The organism is Mobilibacterium timonense, from assembly GCF_900155555.1.
In the GTDB taxonomy this organism is placed as follows: domain Bacteria; phylum Bacillota; class Clostridia; order Peptostreptococcales; family Anaerovoracaceae; genus Allobaileyella; species Allobaileyella timonense.
This window is the reverse complement of sequence record NZ_FUHN01000005.1, coordinates 39,592-51,698: the sequence shown is the minus strand read 5'-3', so window position 1 is coordinate 51,698 and position 12,107 is coordinate 39,592. Positions and strand designations below refer to the sequence as shown.

9 protein-coding genes are annotated in these 12,107 nt (G+C 53.6%); 8 read left to right on the top strand and 1 reads right to left on the bottom strand.

Annotated features, from left to right (window positions below; genetic code table 11):
- Positions 1-6: 6 nt before the first annotated feature.
- Complete coding sequence (gene gdhA / locus BQ7382_RS00870) at positions 7-1,350, bottom strand: NADP-specific glutamate dehydrogenase (protein WP_077390025.1); 1,344 nt, start codon at positions 1,348-1,350, stop codon at positions 7-9.
- A 399-nt stretch (positions 1,351-1,749) separates the two neighbouring features.
- On the opposite strand from gdhA, the gene BQ7382_RS00865 reads away from it, so the two are divergent.
- The 8 genes from BQ7382_RS00865 to BQ7382_RS00830 all read left to right on the top strand — a co-directional run bounded on the left by BQ7382_RS00865 (position 1,750) and on the right by BQ7382_RS00830 (position 12,079).
- Positions 1,750-4,086, top strand: coding sequence for an ATP-dependent helicase (locus BQ7382_RS00865; RefSeq protein WP_077390022.1), 2,337 nt, complete (start codon positions 1,750-1,752; stop codon positions 4,084-4,086).
- Positions 4,086-6,062 carry an NAD-dependent DNA ligase LigA gene (gene ligA, locus BQ7382_RS00860; protein WP_077390019.1) on the top strand — a complete coding sequence of 659 codons (1,977 nt, stop codon included), beginning with the start codon at positions 4,086-4,088 and terminating at the stop codon, positions 6,060-6,062. The genes BQ7382_RS00865 and ligA overlap by 1 nt, the downstream gene beginning before the upstream one ends.
- 40 nt (positions 6,063-6,102) lie before the next feature.
- Positions 6,103-7,503: a magnesium transporter gene (mgtE, locus tag BQ7382_RS00855; protein WP_077390016.1), complete on the top strand. Its 1,401-nt coding sequence runs from the start codon at positions 6,103-6,105 to the stop codon at positions 7,501-7,503.
- Between the two features lie 144 nt (positions 7,504-7,647).
- Complete coding sequence (locus BQ7382_RS00850) at positions 7,648-8,475, top strand: transketolase (RefSeq protein WP_235847905.1); 828 nt, start codon at positions 7,648-7,650, stop codon at positions 8,473-8,475.
- Positions 8,475-9,416, top strand: a complete 942-nt coding sequence (locus BQ7382_RS00845) for a transketolase family protein (protein WP_077390010.1) — start codon at positions 8,475-8,477, stop codon at positions 9,414-9,416. Before BQ7382_RS00850 ends, BQ7382_RS00845 begins: the two co-directional genes overlap by 1 nt.
- A 259-nt stretch (positions 9,417-9,675) precedes the next feature.
- Positions 9,676-10,347 (top strand): amino acid ABC transporter permease, encoded by a 672-nt coding sequence (locus tag BQ7382_RS00840; protein ID WP_077390006.1) that lies wholly within the window; start codon positions 9,676-9,678, stop codon positions 10,345-10,347.
- Position 10,348: 1 nt separating this feature from the next.
- Positions 10,349-11,071 (top strand): amino acid ABC transporter ATP-binding protein, encoded by a 723-nt coding sequence (locus tag BQ7382_RS00835; RefSeq protein ID WP_077390003.1) that lies wholly within the window; start codon positions 10,349-10,351, stop codon positions 11,069-11,071.
- Between the two features lie 216 nt (positions 11,072-11,287).
- Entirely contained in the window at positions 11,288-12,079 is a 792-nt protein-coding gene (locus BQ7382_RS00830) for a M48 family metallopeptidase (RefSeq protein ID WP_159437178.1), read from the top strand.
- Positions 12,080-12,107 lie beyond the last annotated feature (28 nt).

Sequence of the window (12,107 nt, the reverse complement as noted above, 5' to 3'; positions counted from 1 at the left end):
TATCGATTAAACAAGTCCCTGCCACATCATAGCCTTAGCGACTCTCTCGAATCCAGCGATGTTAGCGCCGGCTACGAAATTCTCGCCCAGGTCATACTGTGCACAAGCATCCTCGATCTGCTTGAAGATGTTGACCATGATGCCTTCCAGCTTAGCGTAAACATCATCAGCGGAGAATACGATGTGCTGAGCGTTCTGGCTCATCTCCAGGCAGGAGCATGCAACTCCGCCGGCGTTTGCAGCCTTGGAAGGTCCAACAACTACGTTGTGAGCCTGCAGGTACTGAATAGCCTCGTTTGTGGTAGGCATGTTAGCTCCCTCGATGAGGTATCTTGCACCGTTCTCAACCATCTGCTTAGCGTGCTCAAGCTGAATATCGTTCTGCATTGCGCAAGGGATGTACAGGTCTGCCTTTACGCCCCATGGCTTCTCGCCAGGGATGAACTTTGCACCCTTGAACTTCTCTGCGTAAGGAGCGCAGATGTTCTTTCCGGAAGCTCTCAGCTCCAGCAGGTAGTCGATCTTCTCGCCCAGAACACCGTCCTCGTCCAGGATGTATCCGTCTGGACCGGAGAATGCGATAACCTTAGCTCCCAGCTGCTCCAGCTTCTGTGCTGTTCCCCATGCAACGTTTCCGAATCCGGAGATAACAACCTTCTTGCCCTCAATGCTCTCGCCGAAGTGCTTCAGGACCTCTCTTGCGAAGAATACGATTCCGTATCCAGTAGCCTCTGTTCTTCCGTACAGTCCGCCGTTCTCAGTTCCCTTTCCGGAGAATGTTCCGTCGTACTGGTTTGTCAGTCTCTTGTACTGACCCATGATGTAGCCGATCTCTCTTCCGCCTACACCCATGTCTCCTGCAGGGTCATCCTCGTTAGGACCAACGTACTTGTAGAGCTCTGTTGTGAAGCTCTGGCAGAAACGCATGATCTCGTTGTTGGACTTTCCGTTAGGATCGAAGTCGGAGCCGCCCTTGCCGCCGCCGATAGGAAGACCTGTCAGGGAGTTCTTGAAGATCTGCTCAAATGCCAGGAACTTCAGGATTCCAGGATATACGTTAGAAGCAAATCTGATTCCGCCCTTGTAAGGTCCGAGCGCGGAGTTGAACTGAACTCTCCAGCCTCTGTTTACATGAGCTTTGCCCTCATCGTCCATCCAAGGAACTCTGAACTGGATCATTCTCTCAGGCTCGATGATCCTGTCCATCAGTCCGGATTCAACGTACTCCGGATGAGCCTCAACAACTGGCTCGATGGATGTCAGAACTTCCTCAACAGTCTGAATGAACTCAGGCTCGTTTGGATAACGATCCTTTACGATGTCGATGTACTTCTGTGTTAAATTAGCCATTGGTGTATCTCCTTATAAAAATACTTTATAAATGGATTAGTGGCGCCTTTCGTGCCATCGACTGAATTTTAACACCCTGAAAATAGACTGTCAACATGTATACAATTCAAAAATGTCTCTATTGCGAGAAAATAAAAAATGCCAGATTTGTTGTATTTTTCAACAGTCTTCGAGAATGCAGGATACAATGAATCGTGCATCATCCACGGTGATTCCTGGCAGACGGGCGCGGAGAGTGATAAACACTAATGAATGTATATTCATGTAATATTGATTAATTTTTACCAAACTCAGAAAATGCTTTTCATCAAATTTATCGGTCGCTGATTGTGTGGTAGAATATCTTGTGCTTTTATCGTCATACGGCACAACAGAAATGGAAGGAGATCTTTTTACATAATGGATCTGAGCAGTTTGAACAGAGAACAGCAGCGTGCGGTGCAGTGCATCCAGGGGCCTCTGCTGATCCTCGCCGGAGCGGGGAGCGGCAAGACGACCACCATGACACACCGTATCGCTTACATGATAGAACAGGGGATATCCCCTTATAACATTCTGGCGGTGACATTCACGAACAAGGCCGCCGGGGAGATGAGGGACAGGGTGGAAAGCCTGACAGACGATACCTATGGCATCTGGATCATGACATTCCATGCCACATGTCTCAGGATCCTCAGGTACCAGAGTGAAAGGCTTGGATACAAGAACGGATTCACCGTATACGACGAGTCCGACAGGAAGGCCCTCATAAAGCAGATCCTCAAGAAGGCCCAGATCAGTGAGAAGGAGTTCCCGGTCAACATGATCCAGAGCACCATCAGCAGCTGCAAGGAAAAGGAGATCACACCCGAGTCATATATGGAAGACAACGCGGGAGATCACATCGCCCAGACTGTCGGCAAAATCTACAGGGAGTATCAGTCCGAGCTGATGAAGAACAACGCCATGGATTTTGACGACCTCCTGTGGAACGGAGTCAGGCTCCTCCAGGAGAATCCGGATATCCTGAAGCACTACCAGAACAGGTTCAAATACATAATGGTGGACGAGTACCAGGATACCAACTATCTCCAGTACAAATTCATAGAGCTGCTCGCCTCCGCCAGCAGAAATCTCTGTGTGGTTGGAGACGACGACCAGTGCATCTACCAGTGGAGAGGCGCAGACATACGCAACATCCTTGACTTCGAGAAGGATTTTCCAGAGGCAAAGACCATCAAGCTTGAGCAGAACTACCGCTCTGACGCCAACATCCTGGCCCTCGCCAACTCCGTGATCAAAAACAACAAGGGCCGCAAGAACAAGAAGCTCTGGACCAGCAGGCCCGCAGGTGAGAAGATCGAATACCGCCGCCTGGACGACGAGAAGCAGGAGGCCTGGTTTATAGGCAGCGAGATCGACAGGCTCCATAAAGAAGGCTACAAGTACAGCGACATGGCGGTCCTCTACCGGAAGAACGCACAGTCCCGCGCCTTCGAGGAAAAATTTTCTTTCCGGGGCATTCCCTACCGCGTGCTGGCGGGGCTTCGCTTCTACGACCGCAAGGAGATCAAGGACGTGATGTCCTACCTCCATCTCATCGATAACCCGGACGATGACGTTGCCATTACGAGGGTCATAAACGAGCCGAAGCGCGGCATGGGTCCGAAGACTCTCGGGGCGGTGACCGCCTATGCCAACGCCTATGGCATCAGCATATACAGGGCGCTCAAGGAGCCCGACGTGCGGGGCGCTCTCGGCAAGAAGGCCGGCCACGAGATCGACAAGTTCATCGCCATGATCGACAGCTGCAGGGCGGAGCAGGAGAACCTGACCATAGAAGACCTCTACGACAACGTCCTGAAGATGTCCGGCTATCTCCAGGCTCTGGAGGACGCCAACACGGTGGAGGCCGACGCCAGGATAGAGAACATTCTGGAATTCCGCTCCGTTGCGGCAGAATATCAGAAGAATCTGGCAGGCGGTGCTTTTGAGGACTTTGAAAAGGAGATGGAGGAGGAGCGCAAGGATCTGCGGGAGAGCGGGTTCGATGTGGATGAGCCTACGGAGCTCAGCGCTTTCCTCGAGCGTATCACCCTCATGTCGGACATCGACAACCGTGATGAGGACGAAGACGCGGTGGTACTCATGACCATGCACAGCGCCAAGGGCTTGGAATTTCCGGTAGTTTTCATGCCTGGCATGGAGAACGGCATCTTCCCCGGAGCAGCATCCCTCGAGAGCAAGGATAAGCTTGAGGAAGAGAGGAGACTTTGCTACGTGGGTATCACGAGAGCAAAGAAAAAGCTCTATCTCACCAGCGCGGAGACCAGGACCCTCTACGGCCGGACGGATTACACCATGGAGTCGTACTTTCTCAAGGAGATGGACGGTTCGCTGATCGAAGGGGACAGGACTCCGGAAAAGAGAAGGGCCTCGGAGGGAGGCTTCCGGGGAGAAGGAGGCCTTTACGGCACAAGGACGGTGAACGGCAGATCCCACGGTACCGCAGACGGATACGGGGGAAGACCTGCTGGCAAGCTTTTTGATCCTCTGAAGTACGTTAAGAGGGAGATCAAGGCAGGTCCGGTGGAGGACTTCCAGATCGGAGACACCCTCGAACATCCGAAGTTCGGCCGGGGTATGCTCATAGAGCAGGATGCGAAGACCATGTCGATCATGTTCGATTCGGTTGGGATGAAGAAGATAGGAAAAGGATTCGTAAAGATCACCAAGGTCGATCCGGGAGAAGACTGATGGCAGATAACAGGGAAACAGAAGCGAAGAAGGTCAGGATAAGGGAACTCATAGCTAAGCTGAACGAGGCCTCCAGAGCCTATTACGATGAGGCTCAGGAGATCATGACGAATTTCGAGTACGACGCGCTTTACGACGAACTGGGGGCTCTTGAGGAGGAGACTGGATACAGGCCTGAGGACAGCCCTTCCATCAACGTGGGGTATCAGGTCTCGACCGCTCTGCCAAAGGAACGCCACGCTTCCAGGATGCTCTCTCTGGACAAGACCAAGGACAGGGAGCATCTGAAGTCCTGGCTGGGAGACCACGAGGGGCTCCTGTCGTGGAAGCTGGACGGGCTCACGGTGGTCCTTACATACGAAAACGGAGAGCTGTCAAAGGCGGTCACCCGCGGCAATGGAGAGATCGGAGAGGTGATCACGGATAACGCAAGGGTTTTCACCAACGTTCCGGAGTCTATCCCTCACAAGGGTACTACCGTTGTCAGGGGGGAGGCCGTTATCAAGTACTCCGACTTCGAGAAGATCAACAGCCAGATAGACGACGCAGACGCGAAATACAAAAACCCGAGGAACCTGTGCAGCGGCTCTGTCCGTCAGCTGGACAGCCGGATAACCGCGGAAAGAAACGTGAACTTTTTTGCCTTCACCCTTAGCAGCGCAGAAGATGTTGACTTTGGCGGCAGCAGGCGCAGGCAGATGGAATGGATGAAGGAGCAGGGCTTCGACGTGGTCCACTACGAGATGGTGGACGGAGGAGATCTGCTGGAGACCATAGATAAATACGAGGCGGCGATCGCCGGCTTCGATGTGCCATCCGACGGACTGGTACTTACTTTGGAAGATCTTGAATACGCCGCGACACTGGGTACCACGGCGAAGTTCCCGAGGGACTCCATGGCCTTCAAGTGGAGAGACCAGGAGGCCGAGACCACCCTCATGGAGATCGAGTGGAGCCCGTCGAGAACGGGGCTTCTGAATCCGATAGCTGTGTTTCAGCCGGTGGAGCTGGAGGGGACCACTGTGTCCAGGGCCTCTGTGCACAACCTCAACATCATGGAAGACCTGGAGCTGGGCATTGGAGACAGGATAAAGGTCTACAAGGCCAACATGATAATCCCGCAGATCGCAGATAACATCACTCGCAGCGGAAAGGCGCAAATACCGGATAAATGTCCGGTATGCGGAGGCCGCACCGAGGTGCGCGCCGACGGCGGCACCAAGACTCTCGTGTGCACGAATCCCGACTGCGTGGCGAAAAAAGTAAAGCGGTTTTCCCTTTTCGTGTCCCGGGATGCCATGAACATCGAGGGCCTTTCGGAGTCCACGCTCCTGAAACTCATGGGGCTTGGGCTGATCCACGGGTTCCCGGATATTTTCCGCCTGGAGCAGCACAGGGAGGAGATTGCATCCATGGAAGGCTTCGGTGAGAAGTCGGCCGACAATCTCATCAATGCGATCGAAAAGGCCAGAAACACGAGACCCGAGAGGATCCTGGCCGGGCTTGGGATCCCCGGGATCGGCGTCGCAACGGCCGGAGTCATCGCACGGCACTGCCATGGGAGCTGGGACAGGATAATAAAGCTTTCCGGAGAGGAGCTGTCTTCCATCAATGGAATAGGGCCGGTCCTGGCAAATGAATATGAGGCATTCTTCGCTGATGAAGGCAACATGGCCATGGTGAAGGAGCTTTCCTCACTGCTCAGGATCGACGAGAGCGTTGAGGACAGGGGAAGCCTGCTTCAGGACAAGGTGTTCGTAATAACCGGGTCGCTGGAGCACTTCGAGAACAGGGACGCCATGAAGGCAGCCATACAGGCCCAGGGGGGCCGTGTGTCGGGGTCGGTGTCCGGCAAGACGGACTATCTGATAACCAATGACCCGGGGTCCGGGTCTTCCAAGAACAGGAAGGCTCAGGAGCTGGGAGTGAAGATAATAACAGAAGAGGAAGCGATGGAGCTGATGGGAAGACCTTGATGCCTGAGGCTCCGGGCCGGGCCCGGAAGGAGGAACAGCTGTGGAAAATCCTGAGAGCGCGATCACACAGAGAGATCAGGCATTTGACGAGACCGAGGAGAAGGTATTCGAGCTTCTCGAGGAAAAGAAGTACTTCAGGTGCCGTGATGAGCTGCTGAAGAACAACGCGGTAGATATTGCGGAGATACTGGGAGACGTGATGAGAGAGTATGACATGCAGAAGGCGGTCATACTTTTCCGGACGCTTCCCAAGGACATAAGCGTAGATGTCTTCGCCAATTTCGATATCGACGATCAGGTGGAGATCATCAACATCATCACCGATCCCGAGATCGAGTACATCATAAAAGAGCTGGACTTCGACGACATGATCGACGTCATCGAGGAGCTGCCGGCCAACATAGTGGACAAGATCCTGGAGAAGACCCCGAGACAGGAACGCCGCCAGATAAACACCTTTTTGAAGTACAAAGAGGACTCGGCGGGTTCCCTGATGACGCCTGACTACATCAACCTCACGAAGGGGATGACTGCCAAGGAGGCTCTTGAGCACATCAAGGACGTGGGAATGGACTCAGAGACCATATACACCTGCTATGTCCTTGACAGCGGCAGGAAGCTCATCGGAGTCGTGTCTCTGCGTTCGCTGGTGATCGCCCCGGATAATGCCAAGGTGTCTGACATCATGCGGGAGGACGTTGTGTACGCCCACGTGGACGACGACCAGGAGGAGATATCCGACCTTTTCAAGAAATACGGATTTATCGCCATTCCTGTTGTTGACAACGAGAGCCGCCTTGTCGGCATCATCACCGTGGACGACATCATGGACGTCATCGAGGAGGAGACCACCGAGGACATCGAGCGAATGGGAGGAGTTATCGACTCCAAGGACAAGGACTATTTCGATATGTCCGTGTGGGATCACGTGAAGGCGAGGCTTCCGTGGCTTTTCCTTCTCATGTGCTCTTACGTCATAACAGGAGGCATCATTCAGAGCTATCAGGACGCGCTGTCCAAGGTGATATCGCTTGTAGTCTACATGCCTATGCTGATGGGAACGGGAGGAAACTCCGGGACCCAGTCATCCACGCTTATTATCCGCGGAATGGGCACCGATGAAATAGAGCTGGGTGACGAGCCGAAGGTCCTGTGGAAAGAGCTCCGCGTCAGCCTCATAGTGGGACTGTGCATAAGCTCTCTCAATTTCGCCAGGATCGTCTTCCTGGATCACAATCCACCGCTGGTGGCCCTGACGGTGTGTGCATCCATGGTGGTGATCGTTGTGATCGCCAAGTGTATAGGCGGGCTCCTTCCTATGCTGGCCAAGAGGATCGGTCTGGACCCTGCACTCATGGCGGGCCCTCTTATGGCGTCGCTTACGGACATGGTCTCCCTTGTGACGTACTTCAGGATGGCCGTCCTGATAATGCACGTGTGACGCTGCGACAACGGGACAGAACAGAGAAAAAACAATTTTACACCGGCGGAACAAGAATCCGGAGCCCTCTTGTGTTATCATCCATACAAGGGAGGACGGAGTTCCCCGTGTGTTGTATAGTTTATGGATGATCAGGAGGTAATCGTGAGCAAGACTAATTACGCAGAGTTGACAGAGACCGCCCGCAGGGTGAGGATCAATGCTCTCAAGGCCATTGCGGCTGCCGGCTCGGGACATCCCGGCGGTTCACTTTCGGCGGCAGACATCATTACAGCACTTTATTTCAACGTGATGAACATCGACCCCAGAGATCCGGAAATGGAGGACAGGGACAAGTTCGTTCTGTCGAAGGGACATGCGGTTCCTGCACTTTACGCCGCCCTGGGAGAGAGAGGATATTTTGACGTAGAGGATATGATGACTCTGAGGAAGATAGATAGTCCTTTCCAGGGGCATCCTAACATGAGGAAAGTGCCTGGGATCGAGATGTCCACAGGATCTCTCGGACAGGGCTTTTCGGCCGCGGTTGGGATGGCCACGGCGAACAAGATAGACGGAAAGTCCGGCAGGATCTATGTTCTCACCGGTGACGGTGAACTCCAGGAGGGCATTATCTGGGAGGCAGCGATGTCAGCGGCTCACAGAAAGCTGGACAACCTGGTAGCGATCGTGGATCTGAACGGATTGCAGATAGACGGCAGGGTGGACGATGTAATGAGAGTGCGCCCTGTAGAAGGAAAGTTCAGACGATTCGGCTGGAACACACTGGAGGTGGACGGGCACTCCTTCCCTGACCTCATCGACGCTTTTGAGAGCGCAAGGCACACGAAGGGAGTTCCGACGGCGATAATCGCAAACACCGTCAAGGGCAAAGGCGTTTCCTTTATGGAGGATCAGGCAGGATGGCACGGAAAGGCTCCGGATCAGGAGCAGCTGGCGCAGGCGATCCAGGAGCTGGGAGGTGACAACTAATGGCAGAGAGCAAGAAGATAGCGACCAGGGCTGCATATGGAGAATTCCTGGTGCAGGAAGGTGCGAACAACGATAAGCTGATCGTCATGGACGCCGATCTCTCCGGATCCACCAAGACAAAAGAATTTGCCAGAGTTTTTCCGGAGCGTTTCGTACAGTCTGGAATAGCCGAGCAGGATCTCATGGCTGAGGCCGCCGGCATAGCGCTCTCTGGTCATGTAGTGTGCGCAAGCACCTTTGCCATGTTCGCCGCCGGGAGGGCCTATGAGATCATCAGGAATTCCATCGGATACACCGGCGCAAACGTAAAGATCTGCGCCACCCATGCGGGTATCACAGTGGGAGAGGATGGAGCAAGCCATCAGACTTTTGAGGACATAGCCCTCATGAGGGAGATCCCGGGCATGGTGGTAATAAACCCGTCGGATGCGGTAAGCGCAAAGAAGCTCCTTAAACAGGCCGTGGACATGGAAGGACCGGCATATGTGAGGCTGGGACGGTCCGCAGTTCCGGTTCTTTACGATGAGGATCACGAGTTCAAGCTCGGAAAGGCCGAGACACTGAGAGAGGGAGACGATGTCACCATCATCGCCACCGGCATCATGACTGCAGCGGCCCTTGAGGCAGCAGAGACACTGGCTGGAGAGGGCATTCAGGCCAGAGTCCTGGACATGCACACGATCAAGCCGCTGGATGAGGACGCCGTTATCAGCGCCGCCAGAGAGACGGGAAAGATCGTGACCGCCGAGGAGCATTCGGTTATCGGAGGCCTTGGCAGCGCGGTGGCTGAGGTAGTGGTGAAGAACTGTCCGGTCCCTGTGGAGATGGTAGGACAGAAGGATGTGTTCGGAGAGTCCGGAAAACCGGATGAGCTCCTGAAGAAATACGGCATGACTGCAGAAGATATCGTGGAAGCCGTGAGAAAGCTGGCGAAGAACTGAAGGTAAGATGAAAAAGTAAGATTAAAAAGAGGAGCTGCCGCATTTAACAAAATGTGGCGGCTTTTTTGCGTCTCGGCGTCCCACGCTCGACACGGCGTGATATCTTCCGGGTCCGGCCGGCGGTAGTGACAACACCTGGCAAAACATGAATGTTTATGCATTTATTTGAATTATTTATTGCGAGATGCCATTCACTCGTGGTATTATTACGGAGTTTATTGAGATGCCAACAGATCAAGACAAAGGAACGGTGCAGTAAATGGCAATGTATTGGAAAGGTTTTCTGATAGCGTGTCAGGGTATTCCGGCAACAGTGGCCGTCAGCCTGATCGCTGTTATCATAGGAGCTATAATCGGACTCTTCCTGGCCCTTCTCAGGCTGGCGAACAACACGGTGCTGAGAACTATAGCAAAGATATACATAGATGTGGTAAGGGGGACACCGATGGTGGTCCAGGCGTTTATATTCGCGTACGGCATACCGCAGCTCCTCCAGGCCAACAACGTGGAGTTCCGGTGGGATAACCTGGTGATACCGGCAGTGATAGTCTGCGGCCTCAACAGTGCCGCATACATGGCTGAGATCGTCAGGAGTGGTATCCAGGCCGTGGACAAAGGCCAGATGGAGGCGGCCAGATCGCTGGGCATGAGCAAGTCAATGGCCATGAGGCTGATAATCATCCCGCAGGCGGTTAAGGTGATACTCCCTGCTGTGGGCAACGAGTTCGTTACTCTGATAAAGGAGACCTCGGTACTCAGCTTCGTCGGAGTTGTAGAGGTCATGAGGAGAGGCGCCCTGTGGAATGCGGCAACGTTTGAGACTTTCCCGGCCTACATTGGCGTGGCGCTGGTATATATGCTCCTCACCATTCCGCTCTCCAAGATCATCGGACACGTTGAGGGCAAGATGAGACACGAGGAGGCGGCATAAAATGATAGAGATAAAAGATCTGCACAAGAGTTTCGGCAGTCACAAGGTGCTGAAGGGAATAAACGAGACAGTGGACGAATCCGAGGTGCTGTGCATAATAGGGCCGTCGGGATCGGGCAAATCCACCATGCTGAGATGCATCAATCACCTGGAGGAGCCTACCTCCGGTGAGATCTACATCGACGGTGAGCTGATCACAGATAAGAACATCAACGAAGTGAGGAAGAGGATGGGCATGGTGTTCCAGAGCTTCAATCTTTTCCCGCACAAAACGGTGCTGGAAAACATCACCATCGCACCCATGAATGTAAAGGGCGTCTCCCAGGAGGAGGCGGAAAAGAAGGCCATGGAACTGTTGGCCAGAGTTGGCCTTGAGGACAAGGCTTCCGAGTATCCGAAGTCGCTGTCCGGCGGTCAGCAGCAGCGTGTTGCAATAGCAAGGGCACTGGCTATGGATCCTGAGGTGATGCTCTTCGACGAGCCTACATCGGCGCTCGATCCGGAGATGGTAGGTGAGGTGCTCAGCGTTATGAAGGACCTGGCAAAGGAAGGCCTGGCAATGATAGTTGTGACCCACGAGATGGGCTTTGCAAAAGAGGTGGCTGATAAGGTCATCTTCATGGACGACGGAGTGATCGTGGAGGAGGGGACGCCTGAACAGGTGATCGATGACCCGCAGCAGCCGAGGACGAAGGATTTCCTTTCAAAAGTCCTTTCTGTATAGTATTGCGACAGAACATAGACATTCAATGGCGGCCGGACATTTGGTCTGGCTGCTGTTTTTTATGGAAAGATCGATATCGGTCTTTTTTTGCAGGAAAAAGGTATTTCTCTGTTTGAGAGATCCCGGGGGATGCTGTAGAATCCCAGGTACGACCAGAGGAGAGTGCGCCGGGCGAGTGGAGAGAAACGTCTGTTGGCACCCTGGCAGGAGGCAGAATTGAAAAACAGTTCCAGGAGATCAGCGAGGACCCGTGTGGGTCAGGGACGTCAGCTGGGGCCTACGGAGACCCTGCTGATCGACGAATTCGTCGTCAATTACAGGAGGAAGAATATAAGGAACCTGGTGATCAGACTGAGGGAAGACGGGACGGTGGACCTTTCCTGTCCTCTCGACGTTTCCAGATCTCAGGCGCTCAAGTTCTTTAAATCGAGGGAAGCCTGGATACGCATACATCAAGAGAAGACGGGTTTTACCGCGGACAGGCCGGTGCGTGAGTACAAGACAGGGGAGACGTATCGCCTGCTCGGAAAGGTCTATCGCCTTGAGGTGATCTCCGGTGGACGGTATTCATCAAGGTTAAGGTCGGATGAAGACGTGATAGTCCTGACTGTACCGCCTGGAAAGACCGCTGTGGATACGGAGAAATACATGATAAATATGAGTGCCAGGCATCTGAGACGGCTGCTGGAGGAGCTGGTGCCAAGGTGGGAGGAGTTGACCGGACTTCAGTGCAGCGGATGGTCCATATCAAGGATGAGATCCAGGTGGGGAGTGTGCGCGCCGTCCACGGGAAAACTGCGGTTCAGCATCTGCCTTTCACAGCTGCCGGTGGAGGAGATCGAATATGTGGTGCTGCACGAGCTGGCACATCTGAAGCATCCGAATCACGGAAAGGGCTTCTGGGACTTCATCTTTTCATACATGCCCGAGGCGGAATACATACGAGGACGATTGAGGAACAAAATAGATTATTTGCCACCACAGAGTGATGCTGAACACAACATGTAGTTGCAGTGCCATCATCAAGGGCCTCGCA